Annotated in this window: 26 protein-coding genes; 14 read left to right on the top strand and 12 right to left on the bottom strand. The window is 49.5% G+C overall.

Annotated elements, in window-relative coordinates; all coding sequences use genetic code 11:
* Nucleotides 1-58: 58 nt before the first annotated feature.
* From KNQ03_RS08000 to KNQ03_RS07990, 3 genes are read right to left on the bottom strand one after another with little or no spacing between them, the layout of a single operon-like run.
* Nucleotides 59-976, bottom strand: a complete 918-nt coding sequence (locus KNQ03_RS08000; protein ID WP_214724213.1) for a metal ABC transporter substrate-binding protein — start codon at nt 974-976, stop codon at nt 59-61.
* On the bottom strand, nt 973-1,818 hold the full coding sequence (locus tag KNQ03_RS07995) for a metal ABC transporter permease (RefSeq protein WP_050678855.1): 846 nt from the start codon (nt 1,816-1,818) through the stop codon (nt 973-975). The genes KNQ03_RS08000 and KNQ03_RS07995 overlap by 4 nt, the downstream gene beginning before the upstream one ends.
* The gene (locus KNQ03_RS07990) at nt 1,815-2,552 is read right to left on the bottom strand and encodes a metal ABC transporter ATP-binding protein (RefSeq protein WP_133207856.1); all 738 of its coding nucleotides are present in this window, start codon (nt 2,550-2,552) and stop codon (nt 1,815-1,817) included. The genes KNQ03_RS07995 and KNQ03_RS07990 overlap by 4 nt, the downstream gene beginning before the upstream one ends.
* 227 nt (nt 2,553-2,779) lie before the next feature.
* Between KNQ03_RS07990 and mgtE the strand changes: the two genes are divergently transcribed.
* A complete protein-coding gene (mgtE, locus tag KNQ03_RS07985) occupies nt 2,780-4,132 on the top strand; it encodes a magnesium transporter (RefSeq protein ID WP_214724211.1) in 1,353 nt (450 codons plus the stop codon).
* A 53-nt stretch (nt 4,133-4,185) separates the two neighbouring features.
* On the opposite strand, the gene KNQ03_RS07980 is transcribed toward mgtE, so the two are convergent.
* From KNQ03_RS07980 to KNQ03_RS07965, 4 genes are all read right to left on the bottom strand, one after another.
* Nucleotides 4,186-4,836: a hypothetical protein gene (locus tag KNQ03_RS07980; protein WP_214724209.1), complete on the bottom strand. Its 651-nt coding sequence runs from the start codon at nt 4,834-4,836 to the stop codon at nt 4,186-4,188.
* 13 nt (nt 4,837-4,849) lie between these two features.
* On the bottom strand, nt 4,850-5,179 hold the full coding sequence (locus KNQ03_RS07975; RefSeq protein WP_047394390.1) for a potassium channel family protein: 330 nt from the start codon (nt 5,177-5,179) through the stop codon (nt 4,850-4,852).
* Between the two features lie 12 nt (nt 5,180-5,191).
* A complete protein-coding gene (locus tag KNQ03_RS07970; protein WP_214724207.1) occupies nt 5,192-6,757 on the bottom strand; it encodes a sensor domain-containing diguanylate cyclase in 1,566 nt (521 codons plus the stop codon).
* Nucleotides 6,758-6,851: 94 nt separating this feature from the next.
* A complete protein-coding gene (locus KNQ03_RS07965; RefSeq protein ID WP_023469570.1) occupies nt 6,852-7,685 on the bottom strand; it encodes an SDR family oxidoreductase in 834 nt (277 codons plus the stop codon).
* Between the two features lie 126 nt (nt 7,686-7,811).
* Between KNQ03_RS07965 and KNQ03_RS07960 the strand changes: the two genes are divergently transcribed.
* Genes KNQ03_RS07960 through KNQ03_RS07950 form a run of 3 tightly spaced genes read left to right on the top strand, consistent with a single transcriptional unit; the run spans nt 7,812 to nt 10,071 of the window.
* Nucleotides 7,812-8,567 carry a DeoR/GlpR family DNA-binding transcription regulator gene (locus KNQ03_RS07960; RefSeq protein WP_214724205.1) on the top strand — a complete coding sequence of 252 codons (756 nt, stop codon included), beginning with the start codon at nt 7,812-7,814 and terminating at the stop codon, nt 8,565-8,567.
* A complete protein-coding gene (locus tag KNQ03_RS07955; protein ID WP_214724203.1) occupies nt 8,564-9,613 on the top strand; it encodes a Gfo/Idh/MocA family oxidoreductase in 1,050 nt (349 codons plus the stop codon). Before KNQ03_RS07960 ends, KNQ03_RS07955 begins: the two co-directional genes overlap by 4 nt.
* On the top strand, nt 9,601-10,071 hold the full coding sequence (locus KNQ03_RS07950; RefSeq protein WP_075643040.1) for a heme-degrading domain-containing protein: 471 nt from the start codon (nt 9,601-9,603) through the stop codon (nt 10,069-10,071). The genes KNQ03_RS07955 and KNQ03_RS07950 overlap by 13 nt, the downstream gene beginning before the upstream one ends.
* 394 nt (nt 10,072-10,465) lie before the next feature.
* Here KNQ03_RS07950 and KNQ03_RS07945 read toward each other — a convergent pair whose 3' ends face one another.
* The 4 genes from KNQ03_RS07945 to KNQ03_RS07930 all read right to left on the bottom strand — a co-directional run bounded on the left by KNQ03_RS07945 (nt 10,466) and on the right by KNQ03_RS07930 (nt 12,258).
* On the bottom strand, nt 10,466-10,945 hold the full coding sequence (locus tag KNQ03_RS07945; RefSeq protein ID WP_214724201.1) for a DMT family transporter: 480 nt from the start codon (nt 10,943-10,945) through the stop codon (nt 10,466-10,468).
* A 12-nt stretch (nt 10,946-10,957) separates the two neighbouring features.
* The gene (locus KNQ03_RS07940; RefSeq protein ID WP_023469565.1) at nt 10,958-11,386 is read right to left on the bottom strand and encodes a DMT family transporter; all 429 of its coding nucleotides are present in this window, start codon (nt 11,384-11,386) and stop codon (nt 10,958-10,960) included.
* Nucleotides 11,387-11,451: 65 nt separating this feature from the next.
* Nucleotides 11,452-11,769 carry an ArsR/SmtB family transcription factor gene (locus tag KNQ03_RS07935; protein ID WP_023469564.1) on the bottom strand — a complete coding sequence of 106 codons (318 nt, stop codon included), beginning with the start codon at nt 11,767-11,769 and terminating at the stop codon, nt 11,452-11,454.
* Nucleotides 11,770-11,814: 45 nt separating this feature from the next.
* Complete coding sequence (locus KNQ03_RS07930; protein WP_058264510.1) at nt 11,815-12,258, bottom strand: GNAT family N-acetyltransferase; 444 nt, start codon at nt 12,256-12,258, stop codon at nt 11,815-11,817.
* Between the two features lie 170 nt (nt 12,259-12,428).
* Here KNQ03_RS07930 and rpoE point away from each other — a divergent pair, with 170 nt between their 5' ends.
* The 7 genes from rpoE (at nt 12,429) to KNQ03_RS07895 (ending at nt 19,217) form a co-directional block, all read left to right on the top strand.
* Nucleotides 12,429-12,953 (top strand): DNA-directed RNA polymerase subunit delta, encoded by a 525-nt coding sequence (rpoE, locus tag KNQ03_RS07925; protein WP_023469562.1) that lies wholly within the window; start codon nt 12,429-12,431, stop codon nt 12,951-12,953.
* A gap of 270 nt (nt 12,954-13,223) precedes the next feature.
* The gene (locus KNQ03_RS07920) at nt 13,224-14,819 is read left to right on the top strand and encodes a CTP synthase (RefSeq protein WP_023469561.1); all 1,596 of its coding nucleotides are present in this window, start codon (nt 13,224-13,226) and stop codon (nt 14,817-14,819) included.
* Nucleotides 14,820-14,951: 132 nt separating this feature from the next.
* Nucleotides 14,952-15,659: a GntR family transcriptional regulator gene (locus KNQ03_RS07915; protein WP_214724199.1), complete on the top strand. Its 708-nt coding sequence runs from the start codon at nt 14,952-14,954 to the stop codon at nt 15,657-15,659.
* A 151-nt stretch (nt 15,660-15,810) separates the two neighbouring features.
* Nucleotides 15,811-16,155 (top strand): PTS lactose/cellobiose transporter subunit IIA, encoded by a 345-nt coding sequence (locus tag KNQ03_RS07910; RefSeq protein WP_035395779.1) that lies wholly within the window; start codon nt 15,811-15,813, stop codon nt 16,153-16,155.
* Nucleotides 16,155-16,463, top strand: a complete 309-nt coding sequence (locus KNQ03_RS07905; RefSeq protein ID WP_055969344.1) for a PTS sugar transporter subunit IIB — start codon at nt 16,155-16,157, stop codon at nt 16,461-16,463. Before KNQ03_RS07910 ends, KNQ03_RS07905 begins: the two co-directional genes overlap by 1 nt.
* A gap of 12 nt (nt 16,464-16,475) precedes the next feature.
* Nucleotides 16,476-17,882, top strand: a complete 1,407-nt coding sequence (locus KNQ03_RS07900; RefSeq protein ID WP_214724197.1) for a GH1 family beta-glucosidase — start codon at nt 16,476-16,478, stop codon at nt 17,880-17,882.
* A 12-nt stretch (nt 17,883-17,894) separates the two neighbouring features.
* Nucleotides 17,895-19,217, top strand: coding sequence for a PTS sugar transporter subunit IIC (locus KNQ03_RS07895; RefSeq protein WP_023469556.1), 1,323 nt, complete (start codon nt 17,895-17,897; stop codon nt 19,215-19,217).
* A 137-nt stretch (nt 19,218-19,354) separates the two neighbouring features.
* Here the strand turns inward: KNQ03_RS07895 and KNQ03_RS07890 are convergent, their stop codons facing one another.
* A complete protein-coding gene (locus tag KNQ03_RS07890; protein ID WP_035395788.1) occupies nt 19,355-19,864 on the bottom strand; it encodes a DUF2529 family protein in 510 nt (169 codons plus the stop codon).
* A 94-nt stretch (nt 19,865-19,958) separates the two neighbouring features.
* Here KNQ03_RS07890 and KNQ03_RS07885 point away from each other — a divergent pair, with 94 nt between their 5' ends.
* The 3 genes from KNQ03_RS07885 to fsa all read left to right on the top strand — a co-directional run bounded on the left by KNQ03_RS07885 (nt 19,959) and on the right by fsa (nt 22,122).
* On the top strand, nt 19,959-20,333 hold the full coding sequence (locus tag KNQ03_RS07885) for a response regulator (protein WP_029342784.1): 375 nt from the start codon (nt 19,959-19,961) through the stop codon (nt 20,331-20,333).
* A gap of 132 nt (nt 20,334-20,465) precedes the next feature.
* On the top strand, nt 20,466-21,320 hold the full coding sequence (gene fba / locus KNQ03_RS07880; RefSeq protein WP_023469553.1) for a class II fructose-1,6-bisphosphate aldolase: 855 nt from the start codon (nt 20,466-20,468) through the stop codon (nt 21,318-21,320).
* A 154-nt stretch (nt 21,321-21,474) separates the two neighbouring features.
* Nucleotides 21,475-22,122, top strand: coding sequence for a fructose-6-phosphate aldolase (gene fsa, locus KNQ03_RS07875; protein WP_023469552.1), 648 nt, complete (start codon nt 21,475-21,477; stop codon nt 22,120-22,122).
* The last annotated feature ends 12 nt before the right edge of the window (nt 22,123-22,134 follow it).

Here is a 22,134-nt window from a genome sequence, read left to right as displayed (position 1 = left end):
CGTCTTGCTTTCATTATAAGGAAAGACGTGTCCGGGAGGCGTGACGATTTGTTGACGCTTACTTGGCGAGTGCTTCCGTGATCGTCTCGATGTTTGCTTGCATCATGCTGTAGTAGGTGTCGCCATCCTTACCCAGTGCACCGAGTGAGTCGGTGAAGAGATTACCACCGATCGGAACACCAGTCTCCCTTGAGACGGTTTCCATGCTCCGCCGATCGACGCTCGTTTCGACGAACAGGACAGGGATATCTTGCTCCTTGATCGTATCGACGATCCGGCGGACTTGAGCCGGAGTCCCTTGATTATCTGAGTTGATCTCCCAAATATAATCCGCTTTGACGTCATAGGCAGTTCCGAAGTATTTGAAGGCTCCTTCGCTCGTGACGAGATGACGTTCTGCTTTCGGAATAGCGGCAAACTGCTGTTTCGCTTCCTGATCAAGCGTCTGCAATTTTTTGATATAGGCATCGGCATTTTTTTCGTAGTCGGCTTTGTGCTTCGGATCTTCCTTGATTAATGCCTGCTTGACGTTTTCGACGTAGCGAATCCCATTGCTTATATCGAGCCACGCATGTGGATCAGTCTCCGATTCTTTGCCCTTCGTCGTCAGGTATTTCGGTTCGACGCCTTTGCTTAAACGATAGACTGGTGCGTCAGACGCGTCTTTGCCAGTCGTTGCCCGGAGTTTATCGAACCACGCACCGCCGGCTTCCAGGTTCAACCCGTTGTAGAAGACGACGTCAGCATCTGCCATCGCTTGTACGTCTGCTGGAAGTGGATCATACTCGTGCGGGTTTGCCCCGATCTTGACCATGCTGTGGACATCGACATGTTCACCACCGACCTCACGTGCGAGGTCAGCGAGAATCGAATACGTCGCGACGACCTTCAGCTTCCCGTTATCTTCTGCTGGTGTCGAACAAGCAGCAAGCAGGACCGTGCTGAGGAGGACGAACAGAATGAGTTTTAATTTCATACAGTAGACTCCTTTCGTTTCCGGTGACGCATCAGACCGTGACGTGGTGAGAAGACGAAGACGAGTGCGAACAACGTCGTCGCGACGAGGACGATCGATGCACCGGAAGATAGGTTATAGGTGAAGCTGAAATACAGTCCGACGATGGCGGACAACGTACCGAAGCCTCCCGCTAGGAACAGCATCCGTGAGAGGCGGTTCGTCAGTAAATACGCGGTCGCTGCCGGTGTGATCAACATCGCGACGACGAGAATGATGCCGACGGTCTGGAGTGAAGCGACCGTGACGAGTGTCAGTAACGTCATCAGTCCGTAATGAATCCAGCGCGTCGATAGTCCATAGGCTTGCGCCATCGTCGGATCAAACGAGCTAATCAATAATTCTTTGTAGAACAAGAAGATTCCGCCGAGGACAATCAATCCGATGATGACGGTCATCCACATGTCGCTTGGACGGACCGCGAGGACGTTGCCGAACAGAATGTGATAGAGATCGCTACTGCTACGTAAGAACGAAATCAGGATGATCCCGAGGGCGAAGGCGGATGTGAACATGATTCCGATTGCCGTATCGTTCTTGATGCGACTGTTCTGGCTAACGAAACCGATTCCGAGCGCTGTCACGAGACCCGTCACGACAGCACCGATCAGGAAGTTGATCCCGAGTAGGTAGGAAATCGCAACACCAGGTAAAACGGCGTGCGAGATTGCATCCCCCATCAACGACATCCCGCGAAGGATGATGAAACAGCCGATCACACCACAGATGATGCCGACCATGATAGCGGTGATCATCGCTTTTTGTAAGAACTCATACTGAAGTAATGCCTCGATGAACGTCATCCTTGTCCCTCCTTGCGTCGTTCGAATAGGGGTAAGCCATACGCTGGTTCGAGCCATTCCGGCGTCAAGATATCAGCCGGTGGACCGACAGCGATCAGTTGTTTGTTCAACAGCATCAATGTGTCGAAGTAGTCCTCTGCTTTATGCAAATCATGGTGGACGACGACGATCGTCCGTCCTTCGGCTCGGAGGGTCCGTAAGAGTTCGATGATCATCTGCTCACTCGCGACATCGATGCCGACGAACGGTTCGTCCAGCAATAGTAGCTCTGCTTCTTGGGCAAGGGCACGCGCCAGAAAGACCCGTTGTTGCTGTCCACCTGACAGTTCACCGATTTGGCGTTCGGCATGATCGGACATACCGACGCGCTCGAGGCACTCCATGGCGAACACTTTTTGTGCTTTCGATGGTCGTTTGAATAAGCTGAGCTTCGGATAACAGCCCATCAGCACGACGTCCTGCACACGAACCGGGAAGTCCCAATCAATTGCACTTCGTTGCGGTACGTAAGCGACGCGTGACCGAACGTCTTCGAGTGATTGGTCAAGCACGCGTAACTGCTCGATGCGAGCCGGGATCAAACCGAGGATGGCTTTTAAGAATGTGGATTTACCAGCGCCGTTCGGTCCGATGATGCCAATCAACGAAGCGACCGGGAGACGAACGGACACTCCGTCGAGTGCATGGGTATCAAAATAAGAGACGGTGAGACGATCAACGTCAAGGGCGTACATGAATAATCACTCCTTTGATTTTGTGGTATATAGAAGGAAAGTTTCCTTAGGGCAAAAAATAAGATAAAAATTTTAACTCCAATCACTGGAAAAAGATTCGGTCTACAAATAATGTTTCCTTAAGGCAAACTTTAAAGCCATAGGAAACAGATGTCAACTGTTTTTCGATATCGATCGCGAATCAACTCGTGCTAAGATGAAAAGGCAGAATACAGGGGGTGAGGAGATTGCGTCAGACAGCAGAACAACAATGGAAGTGGCTATTGCTCGATGCGCTCGCGAAAGAAAAACGGGAGCAAGCACAGCAAATCATCGAAGAGGTCTATCCGTATGATATCGCGCAAGTGTATGAAGAGTTGGGCGAAGACGATCAGGCACGACTCCTCGACTATCTGGATCACGAGCGATTGGCGGATGTACTTGAGGAGCTCGAAGGGGAGCAACGTCTCGCCGTCTTACGTCGTTTAGACGTCGAGCGTGCCGGGCACGTCCTCGATTTAATGGAGAACGATGATGTCGCGGATGTACTTGAGGAACTGGGACCGGAAGAGACCGACCGCTTGCTTGGCAGCATGCGGTCGGACGAGGCTCTGATCGTCCGCAATCTCTTGACGTATCCACCGGAAACGGCAGGGCGCTTGATGACGAACCGGTTCATCTGGGTCGGAGAAGATTTCACGGTCGGTGAGACGGTCGAGAAGATGCGCGACTACATCGAATACTCGGAGACGATCAACTACGTCTACGTCGTCAATCAACTCAGTGAACTCGTTGGTGTCATCTCATACCGGGATGTCATCTTAGCTGAAAACACGGAACGGATCAGTGACGTCATGGAGACGAAGGTGATCCGGGTCGCGGCGGAGACCGATCAGGAAGAAGTCGCGCAACTGTTCGAACGCTATGATCTTGTCTCGTTACCCGTCGTCGAGGGCGACATTCTCGTCGGACTCATCACGGTCGATGATGCGCTTGACGTCTTACGGGAAGAAGCGAACGAAGACATCGAGAAACTCTCGGCGTCCGGTAAATCGATTGATTTCGAGACGAAGCCGTGGATTGCTGCGACCCGTCGTTTACCGTGGCTCGTCTTGCTACTGTTCATTGGGCTCGTCTCCGGATCAATCATCAGTCAGTTCGAAGAGACGCTCTCAAAAGTCGTCGCGCTCGCCTTCTTCATGCCGATGATTGCTGGTATGACCGGAAATACCGGTACCCAATCGCTCGCGGTCGTCGTCCGCGGATTGATCACGCGTGAAGTCGATAAGCGGGTCGCGACTCGGTTGATCCTACGGGAGCTCTGGGTTGGTTTAATCATTGGTGTCATTTGTGGTATCTTGATCGCCATCATTGCCTACGTCTGGCAAGGGAGTGCCGTCTTGGGTCTTGTCGTCGGCAGTTCGCTCGTCATCACGTTGATCTTCGGGACACTTGCTGGAACGATCATTCCGCTCATCTTACATCGCCTAAAGATTGACCCAGCAATCGCATCCGGACCATTGATCACGACGTTGAACGATATCTTATCGCTCCTCGTCTACTTCGGGATTGCAACGGCATTCATTAGCCGCTTGATGTAAAAAAACCGAACCGATTCATCTTCGTCAAGAGGAAGGGAATCGGTTCGGTTTTTTCATGTGTGATCATTCGTCGTGCGAATCCAGATCGCGAGTGGACCAACGTCGTCAAAGCCGGCTTCAAGCGCCGTGATCAGGTGATCACCATACTCGTAACCGACGAGCGATTGACCAGGAAAATGTGCTGAACTCAAACGTGCGATATCATCCCATAAGCGTTCGTCGAGGTAATCGGAGTTGACGTACGTCAGTCCGGTCGTCACTTGATTCGAGTAGGCGATGCAACTTGCTTGTTGCGCCTCTGAATAGAAGAATCGGACAGCGGGATGTTGCCATAACGTTGTGGGCAACTCCGGTGTTGCCTGGATTGACTGGAAGCGAGCGAACTGATCGAGATCCGTCACGACGGACCAATCGACGGGAAGGGCACGGCGATCGAGTATGGCAGGGCGGGTCATCCATTCTGCTGTGAATAGATGACTGAGACCGGCACTCGAGAAATCATAGCTTGCCGTGCAGTCCTTGATGCTATAGACATCCGTGACACCAATTCGCTGATGGGGAAGCCGGACCATCAGTTCCGGATAATAGCTCGGTACGCTTCCTTGAGCGTGCCAGGTCGAATCAGTTTCCGTCACCCGGCAACCGGCTGACTCACAGACGAGGCGACACCAATCGAAATTATTTTGGATGGCAGCTTGGCGCATGGATCATTCCCCCTTATTCATCCTCCGGTTGTTTAATCAGGACATACGATAACGTGGCAATCAGTGTTAAGAACAGCCCGCAGCCGATCGTGATATATGCCATCGTAAAGACCTTACCGAGCGTCGTCGTCGGAACGAATGTTGGATGCCCAACCGTACTTAGTGTCGTGATACAAAAGTAAAGTGCATCCACCATCGATAGGTTTTCTTCCGTGCTATAGAAAATCGTTCCAGAGACGAGCGTCAACAGGCAGAGAATCAATAGACCACGAAAGTAAGATAAGTGAAAGGCGCGGCGCAATCCCTTGAATAAACGTGAAAAAATCGTCAGTACAGAAATCATGGAATCTCTCCTTTAGGATCGTTGCGTCGAGTCCATCGTATCATGAATGAAATAATCGTTCTTTCCGGCATGTTTGACGCGATACATCGCTTGGTCAGCATGCTGAATCAGCGTGTCGAGATCGACGCCATGATTGGGTGAGTAGCTAAGTCCGATGCTCGTTCGAATTTCAATGGTTTCTTCAGCGAACCGGTAAGGGTTGTCTTGCAAGTACGTCAACAAATTCGCGGCATAGGCATGGAGCGTAGCGACAGACGGATGACGATAGAGTAAGAAGAATTCGTCGCCACCGACACGGGCGGCGAACCCATTCTGTTCCGCATGATGTTCAAGTAGACGAGCGATATGAATCAAGAAGGCGTCACCGATTTGATGTCCATACGTATCGTTGATGGCTTTGAAACCGTCGAGATCAACGACGATGATCGCGATATGATCAAGCTCGAGTAACTCTTGTGCCGCTCGTTCGTAAAAGCTCCGGCGATTCGCAATCTTCGTCAACGGATCGTGGTAGGCGAAGAAACGAATCGTCTGCTCCGCTTCCTTGAAGGACTGGATATCACGAATCAACAGCATCCCGTGCAGCTCTTGTTCGATGAAGACGAAGTCGGCATCCATGACGACGTAGCGTTCTTGTTGTTGTGCTGTCAAAATCTTCGTCTCGAATTCGTTGAACTTCCGCTGTGATAAAAAGTGCGTCATATAATGCAGCGACCAATCGGCTTGTTTTTTATCCGGCAAGTAGGTCGAAAACGTACATGCCGTTAAGTCATCGGTCTCGAACAGCCGATGAGCGGCTGGGTTGGCGCTCTCGATTCGTCCGTCCCGGTCGAGTAGCAGGATTGCCGAAGGATTCAAATTGTAGAGCGTCGCGAAACGCTTCTGATAGGACGCGAGATAATCGAATCGGCGCATTGCGATCGCCAGTGCTCCTGCCCAGAACAAACCGCCATACATATAGGCATACGGTGGCATGATGCCGTAGAACGACCAGTAGCCGAAGACGATATCCCACGCGAGAACGAGAATCGCGACACTGAGTAAGACGTTGATGATGCCACGACGTGCATCTTTCAAGTGTGTCCGTGCGTACACGAGCAGACCGATGACAAGAAGATGGAAGATGTTCCCGACCGTCATCGTCACTAGATATTGTGTGTTGAATTCAGGGTAGATGAACTGTCCGACCTGTGTGAATTGCTGACTGTTGATGACGTTCGTCTGGAAGACGTATGTCGTCAGCACGACGCCCATCGGCAGATAGAAGATCCATGGGTACAGTAAACGTGGCATTCGTTTCCACAAATTCGAGACGCGAAAGATGAAGTGAAGCGATGTACTGAAGACGATCAGACCCGCATTTCCGAACCAGTAGGTCACGAATGCCGGACTAAACTCGATCGGGGAGGCATTCCGGAAAAATTCACCAAGGAACAACATCCCGTAAGCGAACGTGAATAAGCTAAGCAGTCGGTGTTGCGGACGTGATGGATTGCGTAAAAATATATCAATCGACATGTAGAACATGATGAAGGTCGGAATCAGATAGACGATCGTAAAAAGAAACAAGGATGGCATGGCGTTCCGCCCTTCTAGATAATTTTTAGGTAGATAGTCTCAGTATAGTGGGCGAAGATTGCTTAGGCGGATTGAAATTTCAAAAAAAGGGAAATCAGTCGAGATTTAATGTTAGTCGTCGTATTTTGGCGATCCCTTCGAGACCTGACGGATCGTGATGCGTCTTATGGGCGACGAAATGTTCATCGGCTTCCGTCGTCCGGATTCGTAACGGACGTTCGTCACGGTGGACGACCTCGAAGATCACCTCAGCCAGAGCTTCTGCCGATTGGCGATCGGCATGTCGCGTCCGGTACGTCTGCAAATAAGCTGTGATGATCGGTTTGAAGTCGTCTTCGTGTAAGCCACCCGTCCGTTCAAGTTGATCGAGAACAGTTGCGGTAAAGTTCGTCTCGACGGCGGCTGGTTCAATCAGGGTGACGTCGATGTTGAAGTACGGTTTATAGTAGGTCGCAAGACTTTCGAACAGCCCTTCGATCGCAAACTTACTGGCACAATACAGTTCATTCATCGGTTGACCGACGAGACCACTGACGCTTGAAGTCGCAAGTAAGTGACTACCGTCCGGTGCTTGTTTGAGTAAGGGGAGACAAGCTTCGATCGTTCGGATGACACCGAAGACGTTCGTTTCGAAGAGTTGCTTGATTTCATAACTCGTCGCTTGACCGAGTGCGCGCAGCAAACCATGACCGGCATTACAGAACACGACGTCGAGATGATCGACTTCTTGTTCAATTTGACGAACGGCTGCTTTCACGCTTGTTTCATCCGTCACATCGAGCGGCAAGAAGGTAAGCGTTGGTAACGACACGGTCATTTCGTCTGGACTCCGGACACCAGCGTAGACGAACCATCCGGCGTCTGCGAATCGCCGCGCCGTTGCAAGACCGATACCGGAAGAAGCACCCGTGATCAACATCGTTTGCATATCAATTCCTCCGTTCTGAAAGTAGTTGTCTTCTATTATTTACCCGAATTACTGTTGAACTATTTGCATTAAAATTGCATATTGTAATGAAAAAACTTAATATAAAGAAAAAGGAGGCAGGAATCGATGGGGCAAATCGAACGGTTGCAACAGATGCGGGAATGGATCAAGACGAGTCCTGAAATTTCGCTCGATCAATTGATGCAGGAGTATCAGATTTCACGAGATACTGCACGTCGTGACGTCATCGTCCTCGAACAAGAAGGGGAGATCATTCGCGTTAAGAATGGATTAGTCCGTGCTGGTGGAACGCTTGCATATGAACAGCGGACAGAGAAACCGGAAAAACGGCGGATCGGACAGCGTGCAGCGCGTCACGTCCAAGCGAACGATCGCTTATTGCTCGATGCTGCAACGACGGTATCTGAGATGGCACGAGCACTTCCGCCATATCCACTACAAGTCATCACGAACTCCCTCGATATCGCAGACTATGTCGGAGCTCGCATGGATATTGAGCTGTACGTCACGGGAGGACGTTTCGACCGGCATGCGCGCAGCTTGAGTGGGATCAAGACGGCAGACGACATCCTGAATTATCAAGTCGATTGTGTTTTTCTTGGAGCATGTGGATTGACGGAAGAAGGACTTTTTGCGGAACAACTCGAAGAAGCGGTCGTAAAGAAAGCGATGATTCGAAGTGCGACCCGTGTAATCGTCCTCGCAGACCATACGAAATTCAATAAGCGGTTTTTGCATAAGGTCTGTGACTGGGAGCAAATCGATGTACTCGTTACGGATCAAGTACCAGACGCAACGTGGCAAGAACGACTAGATCATTATCATGTCGATTTCGACGTGACAGAGGAGGAAACAACATGAACCCGATTCAAACGACGCTCGTCGGATTCGGCTTTTCAGCGGTGACGTTCCACGTTCCGTTCTTACAGGCATTACCGGCATTTGAAGTGACGCAAGTCGTCTCCAGTCGACCGGAACAGGTAGCACAACATTTCAGTAAGGCGACGGTCGTCGCGACACTTGCTGAAGCCTTGCAGGATGAGAACACGGAACTCGTCATCATCACGACACCAACGGCACTCCATTTCGAAATGGCAAAACAAGCAATTGAAGCAAAGAAGCACGTCCTACTCGAAAAGCCGGCCGTCGTGACGATCGAAGAAGCACTGGCGCTGCAAACGTTAGCGGAACAACACGGGGTGCAGGTCGCCATCTATCAAAACCGTCGTTTTGACGGTGACTTCCTGACACTTGAACAATTGATGGAAATGAACGAGATTGGCGACTGGCAAATCATCGAATCACGCTTTGATCGCTATCGTCCGGTCGTTCGGGAACGCTGGCGGGAACAAGCGGGAAGTGGCGCCGGCATCCTGTTTGATCTCGGCTCACACTTACTCGATCAAGCACTTGCCTTATTCGGAGAACCGGATGCACTCATGGGCGACGTTTACCTGCAACGTGACGGTGCTGTCGTCGATGATGGTTTCCATATCACGCTACATTACGGGACGCGTCGTGTCATTCTCCGCTCAACGTCCTTCATCCAAGGACCAACACCGCGTTTCGAGTTTCATGCGACACGCGGCAGTTACATTAAATACGGAATGGACCCGCAAGAAGGACGGCTTGCGAAAGGTCATCTGGTGGACGAACAGCTTGGTGAAGATGAAGTAGATTCCTACGGTTACCTTCAAATCGCTGATCAGCCCGTCGAGCGTCTCGCGACACTTCCAGGCAGTTATGCGACGTTTTATGAACAGTTGGCGGAAGGACTTCGCGGGGGACGAGTACCTGTCGATTTACGCGATGCGGAAAAAACGATGCGTTTGATCGAAGCAGTGCGCATCAGCAGTGATGAAGGACGACGCCTCTTACGAAAGGAATGGGATGCATGGAAGAATTGAAGGTGTTGCTAGCGGAAGAGGACGAACTCGTCTTGACGTCCTTGACGAATACGGAAGCGATTGGGATGGGACATGAATTGATCGGACGGGCGATGAAGGAGAACTTATCGATCGCCGTTGAAATCAAACGGAACGGGCAGCGTTTATATTACGCGGCGCTCGACGGTACGGCGCCAGATCAGGAAGAGTGGATCCGCCGGAAATCGAACGTTGTCTTACGGCATGGCTATAGCTCGCTCTATATGCGTCGGTATAATGAGAGTAAACATCGCTCGTACCACTCGATGTATGCGGTCTCGCCATCTGATTATGCCGATGCCGGCGGATCGTTCCCGATCCGGATCGAAGGAGTCGGTGTCGTTGGTACGATTACCGTTTCCGGTCTATCGCAGGAAGCAGATCATCGTCTTGCGACGGAAGCGTTGCGCTTACTTAAGAGACAACAGCTGGGGCAATAAGGTATTTATAAAACACAAGTGTTGATTCTCGTGCAAGACTTCGCTTTCCGCGGGCGGAAGGCGAGCCTCCTCGCCGCATTCGCGCCTACGGGGTCTCACCCATTCCGCTTTTCCCGCAGGAGTCTTCGTCTTGCACGTTCATCAACGGATCGTTCGACACGAAAAAACCGAAATGCTGAAGTGAATATACTTCAGCATTTCGGTTTTTTTATGTTCTATTTTGATAGATCATGAGAAACAGCAGGACTCACGTTGTTCACGCAACTCCTACAGGAAAAAGCGCAAGATTTTGCGCTGTCAGAGACAAACAAGACCCGGTCGGCTGTCTGTGACAGCCGAGACTGGCTTGTGTCTCGCCTGAGGAAAGCGCGTGAACGAATCGTGAGGATAATCGTCAGGATGCTATCGAATCAGATGAAGCGGACACGTCTTTACGTGTGTTCCCGCGATAGACGAAGTAAAGCGCAGCAAGCATCGCAAGCAGACCAAGCAGACGTTTTCCGTCGAGCGGAACGACGACGCCACCGAACGCACCGATGTGATCAATGACCATACCTGCTGCGAGTTGACCGATGACGGTCGCGATACTAGCTGCCGTGACACCGATTTGCGGGACAGCAAGAATCGTCAGGAAGAGATAACTGACGCCGAACAAGACGGCGCTCAGTTGCCAACGTGGTGCTTCAAGCAAAAGCAAGACGTTTCCTTGACCAAAGAATAGGATGGCGAGTGCGAGAATCAGCATTCCGGTGAAGAATGTCAGAAACGTACTCTCCAGAGCCCCTGCCTTTTGACTGAAGGCACCGTTGATCGAGGACTGGGCACTCAGCATCACGCCGCCGAGTAATGTAAAACCGAGTAATAGAATATTCACGAGCGAACCTCCTTAAAAGATGAGAAATAGGGCAACGAGCATCAAAGCAGAAGCCGTCAGCTTGTCACGATTGATTGGACGTTTCGGACTACCGAGCCAGCCGTAATGTTCGATGACCATGCTGGCAATCATCTGTCCGATGATGACACTGATCATGGCGAGACCGACACCGACGAGCGGGATGCTGATGATCAAGATCGTCAAGTAGATACTACCGAGTAGACCACCGAGCAAGGTCCATTTCGGTGCGCGGAATGTATAGCCGAGTGAACCTTTTCCGAAGAAGAGGACGATCAGCCCGATGATGATCGTACCGGCGAAGAAATTATAAAAGCTACTTTCGAGTTTTCCGACGAAGTTCCCGAGTTCACCGTAGATGGCTCCTTCGACACTTAAAGCGATACCCGCAAGTAACGCGAGTACGTAATACACGATTTTCAACAGAATTCATCCTTTCACGAATCTAAATATCGAGAAATGTCGATATGTAAGGCAAGGAGAACGGATCAAAGTTCTCCTTTGAGGTACGCTGCGAGCTCCTGGATTTTTTCTTCATTTCGCCGGTAATACGTCCATTTGCCGTGACGTTCGGATTCGAGCAATCCGACTTTTTGCAACATCGCAAGATATTGGGAGACGGTCGATTGAGATAAGTTCGCCTTCTCTTGGATATCTCCGACGCAAATGCCTCCCTTGTCCGACAGATTCGTCGCGAGATGGGCCGTCGGCTTATTGAAATGAGTCTCGGGATCCTTGAGCCAGCGTAAGATATCAAGGCGTACCTCGTTCGATAATGCCTTGAATAGATCCACTTGATTTGTCATACGCTTAAACTAATCGATGATTCTCGATATGTCAATCCAAGACACTTAAGGTTGGACGAATGCATGCTTTAAAAGTCGATGTGTCACTTTGGTTGCCGTATACGGCTCAAAACCGAATCGTTCATAAAATGTACTGGCATCGTCCGTATAGAGCCAGAGCTCGGAATACGTCAACAGCGCTTCTGGTATGATTTTCTCAAGCAGTTGCGTACCGACACCGTGATGTCGCATTTCCGGTAAGACATAGACATGACGAATCCGACCGACGTCGTTCGTGTCGGTTTGTTTCATATAACCCCCGCACGCAATGACGTGACCGGAGAGTGACAAAACGACGAACATTGCTTCTCCGTCTTCTCGATACGTTTCATTTCGGCGTTCACGTAGCATCCGTTCGATGAAGGGATAGCCTTCCTGTGTACTCTTTGATAAGATTGGTAACCAGTTGAAGTCATCAAAATCGTTGACCCGTTCGATTGTCATCTCCATCTGTCATTCCTCCTTCTTCTCCCTTGGATATTCCTTTTTCGAGAGTGGGAAAAACACGAATCGAGAATCAATTCGAGCTTTTTTTAAATAGAGACTGGATTTTTAAAAGCCGTTTTGCGTATAATGAGAAGTAATGGATTGAACGCAAATGAAAGGAAGTGGCCGTCACAATGAGCCTCAGCCGTTTAAGTAAAGAAGAGATTACTGATCTTTCGCTGATCGAATTCGTCAACGAAATGTTGCAAGAAGCTGGCGAACAGCCAATCACGTTCGATGACATCACGTCAGAAATCGAAAAGTACCATACGTTTACAGATGAAGAAGACAAGTTCGAGAAACTTGCTCAACTCTATACAGACATGAACATCGACGGAAACTTCGTCAACGTCGGAGCAAACCGTTGGTCACTCCGCGCTTGGTATCCGTTCGATAAGTCGGATGAGGATCTCGTCATCGAAGCGCGTCAACGTGGAGAACTCGATGAGTTTGAAGAAGAGTTCAACTATGATGCAGAAGAAGATGAGTTCGAGACGATCGAAGACGATCTCGATACATTCGCGAAAACAGCGGACTATGATTCAGCTGACGACAGCGAAGACGATGATACGTTCAAGAAAGTCGCAGCCATCGATGATCTCGATGATGATCTCGACGAAGAAGACTTAGAAGACTTCGAAGAAGAAGAGGAAGTCTAAGCACGATCAACCACAACTGTACAGCTGCTATTTCCCTATAGAAATGGCAGTTTTTTCGTTGACGGCTGACGAACGAGCACGGAAATTTTTCTTTGAAAAATTAGGCTTGACGAAGTTTTCCGAATGACGTAAGTTAGTCATGGGCTTCTTTAAGCAACGTGCTTATTTCAGCAAAAGTGTCTCCTATTCCAATGGGGGCACTTTTGCTTTTTTGTTTTTACCACCTCTGTATTGTTGAGATGTGAATTAGAGAAGGGAGCAATATTTAACATGACAAAGTATATTTTCGTAACAGGTGGCGTCGTATCGTCACTCGGTAAAGGGATCACCGCTGCATCGCTCGCTCGTCTCTTGAAAAACCGTGGCCTCAATGTCACGATCCAAAAATTCGACCCGTACATCAACATCGACCCAGGTACGATGAGCCCGTATCAACACGGGGAAGTATTCGTTACGGATGATGGCGCAGAGACAGACCTTGACCTTGGTCACTACGAGCGTTTCATCGACATCAACTTGAGCCAGAACGCGAACGTCACGTCTGGACGTATCTACTCGACGATCCTCAAGAAGGAACGCCGTGGCGACTACAACGGTGGAACGGTCCAAGTCATTCCGCACATCACGAACGAAATCAAGGATCGCGTCTTCCGTGCTGGAAAAGAAACGGGCGCTGACGTCGTCATCACAGAGATTGGTGGAACAGTAGGGGATATCGAATCGCTTCCGTTCATCGAAGCCATTCGTCAGGTGAAAAACGATATCGGGAAAGAAAACGTCATGTACGTTCACTGTACGCTCGTTCCGTATCTTGCAGCAGCAGGTGAGCTCAAGACGAAACCGACACAACACAGTGTCAAAGAACTCCGTAGCTACGGTATTCAACCAGACATCATCGTCTTACGTGCGGAGCACCCAGTCCCACAAGAGATGAAAGATAAAATCGCTCTCTTCTGTGACACACGTCCGGAAGCAGTCATCGAAGCACAAGATGCATCGACACTCTATGAAGTACCACTCAACTTACAACGCCAAGGCATGGACCAACTCGTCTGTGACTACTTCAAGTTCGATACACCAGCTGCTGACATGACGGCTTGGAAACAACTCGTCCACACAGTGACACACCTCGAGAAGACGACGAAGATTGCACTCGTCGGGAAATACGTCGAATTGCGTGATGCGTACATCTCGGTCGCAGAAGCATTGAAACATGCTGGGTTTGCCTTCAACAGTGACATCGAAATCGACTGGATCAACGCAGAAGACGTGACGCGCGAAAACGTCAACGAATTGCTTGGTTCAGCAGACGGAATCCTCGTTCCTGGTGGATTTGGAGAACGCGGCATCGAAGGGAAAATCGAAGCAACACGTTTCGCACGCGAGAACAACGTACCGTTCTTCGGTATCTGTCTCGGGATGCAACTCGCGACAGTCGAATTCGCACGTAACGTCCTTAACCTTGAAGGCGCACACTCAGCGGAAATCGACCCAGCGACACCATACCCGATCATCGACTTGTTGCCAGAACAAAAAGACATCGAGGATCTCGGTGGTACGCTCCGTCTCGGACTTTACCCATGTAAACTCGAAGACGGAACGAAAGCACGTGCCGCGTATTCAAGCGAGCTCGTCTACGAACGTCACCGTCACCGTTATGAGTTCGGTAACGAATTCCGTGAGCAGTTCGAAGCAAACGGCATGGTCTTCTCAGGTACGAGCCCAGACGGTCGTCTCGTTGAGATCATTGAAATTCCAGAACACAAATGGTTCGTCGCGTGTCAATTCCACCCAGAATTGATCTCACGTCCAGAACGCCCACAAGCGCTCTTCCATGACTTCATCCAAGCATCACTCGGAGAGTAAGTCGTATCCAAATAAACCTGTCTTCTTCAAGAAGACGGGTTTATTTTCATTTATTCCTATCGTCAAAATACATATCTGCTATAATGGTAGCGGATTCATTCCTACAAATTTTAGATAGAGGGGGGAATATCATTGGTTCCGAAGTATAAACATGTCGCTGAACAAATCGAGATCGAGATCAATGAGCACGTCTATCAACATACGAATAAACTGTTGACGGAAGACGAATACGCCCAAAAATTCGATGTCAGCCGGAATACGATCCGTAAGGCGATCGAGATTCTCGTCAATAAAGGATACGTTTACCAAGTACAAGGGAGCGGTGTCTTCGTCCGCGATCATTATAAGAGTGATTACGTTAATCTCGAAAAGCTACAAGGATTGACGAGCGACTTCAGTGGACGGAAGGTCGAGACGCGCGTTCTCGCTTTCGAACAGACGAAGGCAGACGAAGAGGTCGCGGAACGCATGAAATGTCCAGTCGGTACACCGGTCTATTACGTCAAACGATTGCGTCTCGTCGATGATCATCCGTTTTCGATCGAAGCGTCCTATTTCCGAAAAAATCTCGTCATGTATCTCGATGAGAACATCGTTCAAAAATCGATCTATACGTATTTACGTAACGATCAAAATCTGTCGATCGGATTTGCGGATCGCGTCATCTATGCCGATTACTTGAATAGCAGTGACGCCGAGTTGCTTGGATTAAAAGAGAACGATCCATCCTTACTCGTCGATAATACGGTCTATTTGACGAATGGGAAAATCTTCGACGTCTCGCGGGCGACGCATCATTTCCGCCACGTGAAGATGCTGAAGGTCTCGAATATTAAATAAGAAAGAAACACACGAAGCAAATTTCGTGTGTTTTTTTAATTAAATTTTTTAAAAAGAAAGGGTTTACACGTTATGAAAGCGCATGCTATTATCGAACTGTAGAATTTGTACCTATGAATTTAAGTTATCCATACAACAAAGGAGAGACAGCATGACTTCTGAAACGATTGAAATTACCCCGGAAGATATTTTTGGATTGATCGCCTTGTCGGGCGACGCCAAAGCAAGCTACCACCAAGCGATGTTACTGATGCAAGAAGGTAAAGTCGAAGAGGCACAAGCGGCTGTTGCAGCAGGTGACGCGACACTCAAGGATGCGCATAGCATTCAGACGAAGTTCGTCACACTTGAAGCACAAGGTAAGACAGCGACGGTTGGCGTCCTGATGGTACACGCGCAGGATCACCTCATGAACACGATCCTCGTCAAGGAAATGCTCGGATATATGATGAACATGCAAAACGAAATCAACCAATTGAAGGGAATGGATCAATAATGATGAAAATCGGACTCTTTTGTGCGGCAGGTATGTCGACGAGTATGTTAGTAGAAAAAATGAAAGCGGTTGCCTCGGAGCGCGGCTTAGAAGCAGACATCGCAGCATACCCGGAATCAGAGATGGAAACGTACGTCAATGAGCTTGACGTCGCTCTCCTCGGACCACAGGTGAAATACCTTCTTTCGAAAGGAAAACAGATCTGTGAACCAAAAGGTGTGCCAATCGATGTCATCAACACGATTGATTACGGCATGATGAACGGAACGAAAGTACTCGACCAAGCAATCAAACTCGCAAACAAATAAGAGGTGAAGATGATGAAAATGCCAAAAGATTTTCTATTCGGCGCTGCTTCTGCTTCTTATCAAGTAGAGGGTGCTTGGAACGTAGACGGAAAAGGCGTCTCGAACTGGGATGTCTTCTCGAAGATTCCTGGAAAGACGTTTGAAGCGACGAACGGGGATGTCGCAATCGATCATTACCACCGTTACAAAGAAGATATCGGTCTGATGGCTGAGATGGGCCTTGAATCGTATCGCTTCTCGATCTCATGGCCACGCATCTTCCCGAACGGCACAGGTGAAGTGAATGAAAAAGGACTTGAGTTCTATAACAACGTGATCGATGAGTGCCTTAAGCACGGGATCGTACCGTTCGTGACACTCTATCACTGGGATTTACCACAAGTCCTTGAAGAACAAGGCGGCTGGCGTAGTCCTGAAACAGCAGATGCCTTCGTGCGTTTTGCGAAGACTTGTTTCGAAGCGTTCGGCGATCGTGTCCGCAACTGGATTACCTTCAACGAGACGGTCATTTTCTGTTCGCTCGGCTACTTGACGGGCGCACACCCACCCGGCATCACAGGCGATGCAAAAGCATACTTCCAAACGACACACAACGTCTTCGTCGCTCACGCTCGCGCAGTCGAAGCGTTCAAGGAAGCGGGATATGAAGGAGAAATCGGGATCACCCACGTCTTCAACCCCGCATTCAGCATCGATGAAGCGCCAGAGAACAAACAGGCCGAAGTACATGCGAATGAATACGCGACACACTGGTTCTATGATCCGATTTTAAAGGGTGAGTACCCAGCATATGTCGTGAAAGATTTAGAAAAGCAGGGCTTGTTGCCGGAATGGACAGAAGAAGAGCTCGATCTCTTGAAACGGACAGCACCGCTGAACGACTTCATCGGACTGAACTACTATTGTCCACAACGTGTCATGAAGAATGATTCGGCACTCGTCATGGCAGGTGGTCGCGAAAACTCAACCGGACGTCCTGGGAACCCGTCGTTCGATGGTGTCTACAAGACAGTCTTAATGGACGATAAAGTCTACACGAAGTGGGGCTGGGAAATCGCACCGGATGCCTTCCTGGAAGGAATGCGGATGCTCCAAGCACGATACGGCGATATCAAAATCTACATCACGGAGAACGGTCTCGGTGACGAGGATCCAATCGTCGGCGAAGAAATCATGGATACACCACGAATCGAGTACATCGAAAGTCATCTTCGCGCCGTCAAGCGTGCTGTCGAAGAGGGCATCAATGTCTCTGGTTATTATGCATGGTCCGTCATCGATCTACTCAGCTGGTTGAACGGATATAAAAAGCAGTACGGATTCATCTATGTCGATCATGCGAATGGTTTGGCACGGAAGAAGAAACAGTCGTTCCATTGGTACCAGGAAATCATCGCGACACGTGCTGCTGAACTATAAGGAGGAGTCGGAATGAACCGATTAGAAACCGTATTTGAAAAAGTCACTCCTGCCTTCGCACGATTCGCGAACGCCAAGCCTGTCCTTGCGATCAAGGACGGCTTCATCTTAACGATGCCGATGACAATCATCGGCTCGTTATTCCTACTGATTCTCGCGTTACCAATCCCAGGCTGGGAGAAGTTCATGACGGGCCTATTCGGTGCCGACTGGACATTACCGCTCACACAGGTCGTCGGTGCAACGTTTGATATCCTCGCATTGATCGGTGTTTTCGGTATTGCCTACTCCTATGTAAAAAACGAGAAGATCGAAGGGGTTCCAGCCGGGATTCTCGGAATCATCGCCTTCTTGATCATCACACAATCATCCGTTCTGTCGAAGTCAGGGGAAGTCGTCACGGGTGTCGTACCGAAAGTATGGACGGGCGGACAAGGGGTCCTTGCCTCGATCGTCGTCGGACTCGTCGTCGGGTTCATTTACTCGCAGTTCATCAAGCGGGGCATCCGAATTAAGATGCCAGACGGTGTACCACCGGGCGTTTCGAACTCGTTCTCGGCACTTATTCCGGGACTTGCAATCATCACGTTGTCTGTCGTCACGTTTGCTGTCTTCCAAGCGTTCGCTGACCGGACGTTCACGGAAGTTGTCTACGACGTCTTGCAAGCACCGATTCAGAACTTGACGGATACGCTCGCAGGAGCAGTCCTGATCATGATCTTGATGTCTGTCATGTGGTGGTGTGGGATTCATGGCGCAGCAATCATCATGGGAATCATGGGACCATTGCTGACAGCGAACGCTTTACAAAACCAAGCGATCATCGACTCCGGGAAAGAACTTGTCGTCGGTGACAACGCGAAGATCGTTACGATTCAGTTCCTCGATGTCTTTACGAAGCTCGGTGGAACAGGGATTACGGTCGGCTTCATCATTGCGACGTTGATCGTTGCCCGCTCGGCTCACTTGAAGCAGCTCGGGAAGCTATCACTTGCGCCAAGTTTGTTCAACATCAACGAACCGGTCATCTTCGGGATGCCGATCGTCTTCAACCCGATCATGTTCGTTCCGTTCGTCATCGTACCAGCGATTGCATCCTTCATGGTCTACTTCTCGATCCTCTGGGGTTGGGTCGAACCATTTAATGCGCTTCAAGTACCATGGACGACACCACCCGTCATCTCTGGTTTCTTGATCAGCGGCTGGCAGGGTGCCTTGCTCCAGCTGGCGACGATTGCGATGTCGGTCGCAATCTATCTACCGTTTGTCCGCATGCAGGATCAGCTGTCTTACGGTGAAGAACTAAAAGCACAAGAAGAACATGCTTCGGCATGATCAAAAAAAGGAAGCGCGAATGGCGCTTCCTTTTTGTATACCGGTCATGAACGGTTTCGCTTTGATTCAATGAAAATCGTAAGCTTAGTCAGACGCGGACACGTATCCAGTGAGCTTTATATTATAGAAGAAAAACGTCAATCCCACTCTTCCGTCATCTCTTGTAGTTGCGTCAAGATATGCGTCAAGAGGAACGCGCAAAGGGCAAGACTCGGCAGTCCGTGGCGTGAACCGTCCTCTGCCGGAAGTAGCCCTTTATTGAACTTCAATGCGAGCGGAGCAATCGAACGCTCGAGCGTTTCCGTCACGTCACTGAGTGTGACGATCGCATAAGGCGTATGCCATGCGTCGTAACGAGCAAGAGAAGCGAGGAGATCCGAGCGCTCCGTATCCGGCGTGAAGATCAAGACACGATCGACAGCATGCAAGGTCTTTCGATCCTTGATCTTCGTAACGCGTTTCATCTGGTCTGGTCCTTCTGAGAGCATCGGATAGAGTCCTTCACATTCGCCGTAGGCGTCGACGTAGACCGTGCCTTCTCCGACGAGCGCTTGTGCGAGCAGACGGACGACATCGAATAGTTCGTCTTCCTGTTTTGCGAGCGTTTGCAATTTTCCGTTGAATTGTGTAGCTAAGATTTTCATCATTTTTCTTCATCCTTTCTATGTTTCTCTCAAGGACAGTATAAAGCAAGTTTTGCTTTAGTGTAGAATGGAAATAACTAGAGGGGGAGTGGCAGAGATGAAAGGCAGATTGTTGATCGTCGAGGATGAGCCGGGAATCCGGAACTTACTTGCACAATTGTTCCGGGCAGAAGGGTATGAAACGGACGTCGCCGTCGATGGAGAGGAAGCGATCGTCTACTTACAGGAAGCGGCATACGATCTATTGTTGATGGATGTCAACATGCCGGGGCGGACCGGGATCGAGGTATTGCGTCATCAGGACCGGATCGGACGACGTGTCCGGACGATTTTAATGACGGCACTTGGTGAAAAAGAAGCGATGGAAGAAGCGAAACGATTAGGGGTCGTCGCCTTCTTCGGAAAGCCATTTGACATCTTTGAATTAAAAAAAGAAGTGACTGTGCAAATTTCTCACGATGTAAGCGGTTAATCCTTCACGTCGCCGTCACAAACCAAAAAACCGAGCGAAATGCTGTACGTTCCGATGAATCAGTATGTTATAATCAGTCTGAAATTGCACGAGTTCGTGTAAGCAGCGATCAAAACAGAGGAGGATGTCATTATGCCATTAGTATCTATGACAGACATGTTAAACAAAGCTCTCGAAGGTAAGTATGCAGTAGGTCAATTCAACATCAACAACCTCGAGTGGACACAAGCGATTCTCGGTGCGGCTCAAGAAGAGCAGTCACCAGTCATCCTTGGAGTATCTGAAGGTGCAGCACGCCACATGGGCGGATTCTACACTGTCGTGAAAATGGTTGAAGGTCTCGTACACGACATGAAAATCACAGTTCCAGTTGCAATCCACCTCGACCACGGTTCGAGCGTTGAAAAATGTAAAGAAGCGATCGACGCTGGATTTACATCTGTCATGATCGATGATTCGCACAGCCCGATCGACACAAACATCGAAACAACTAAAGCAGTTGTTGAATACGCTCACTCTAAAGGCGTTTCAGTAGAAGCGGAAGTTGGTACAGTTGGCGGACAAGAAGACGACGTCATCGGTGATGTCATGTACGCGAAACTTGACGAGTGTGTACGCATCGTCAAAGAAACTGGAATCGACACGCTTGCTCCTGCACTCGGTTCTGTTCACGGACCATACAAAGGTGAACCAAACCTCGGATTCAAAGAGATGGAAGAAATCCGTGACGCTACAAACCTCCCACTCGTTCTTCACGGTGGAACTGGAATTCCGACACACGACATCGAAAAAGCGATCTCACTCGGAACTTCAAAAATCAACGTTAACACAGAGAACCAAATCTCATTCGCGAAAGTCGTTCGTGAAGTGTTAGCTGAGAAACCAGAAGCATATGACCCACGCGTATTCATCGCACCAGGTCGTGAAGCAATCAAACAAACTGTCATCGGTAAGATGCGTGAGTTCGGTTCAAGCAACAAAGCTTAATCGACTCCTCTTTAAAGTGCGGTAGACTTCGGTCTACCGTGCTTTTTTCATATCATGTCAAAGTCTCTTCAATGGAAAACAGTAGGACTTCTCGTGAAAAAAACCTATAATAGAGTCGTAAGCGATTTCAAGGGATGAAAGGGGAACGAGAAAGATGAGATTTTTCATTGACACAGCAAACGTAGAGGACATCAAGAAAGCACATAAAATGGGGATTTTAGATGGTGTCACGACGAATCCGTCGCTCGTCGCTAAGGAAGGCGTCGATTTCCATACACGACTTCGTGAAATTTGTGAAATCGTCGGGGACGTCTCTGTCAGCGCTGAAGTCATCGCGCTTGATGCAGAAGGAATGATTCGTGAAGGGAAGGAACTTGCCCAGATCGCACCGAACATTACGGTTAAGGTTCCAATGACTCCGGCCGGACTCGAGGCGGTCGCAGCACTTTCAAAAGAGAAGATCACGACGAACGTCACATTGATCTTCAACCCGAACCAAGCATTACTCGCAGCCCGTGCTGGTGCGACATACGTATCACCATTCCTCGGTCGTCTAGATGATATCGGACAAGATGGAATGGGGCTCGTCGAGACGATTGCTCAAATTTTCGTCGTACATGATATTCCGACACAAATCATCGCAGCGTCGGTCCGGAATCCGGTTCACGTCACGAACGCTGCTCTTGCGGGCGCAGACATCGCGACGATCCCATTCTCGGTCATCGAGTCACTCACACACCACCCACTCACGACGCAAGGAATTGAAAAGTTCCTCGCGGACTGGGAAAAAACGCAGCAATAATCGTAGCGAAGA

Origin of the sequence: Exiguobacterium sp. s143 (assembly GCF_018618895.1) — a bacterium.
In the GTDB taxonomy this organism is placed as follows: Bacteria; Bacillota; Bacilli; order Exiguobacteriales; family Exiguobacteriaceae; genus Exiguobacterium_A; species Exiguobacterium_A abrahamii.
This window is presented reverse-complemented; position numbering and strand designations above follow the sequence as displayed.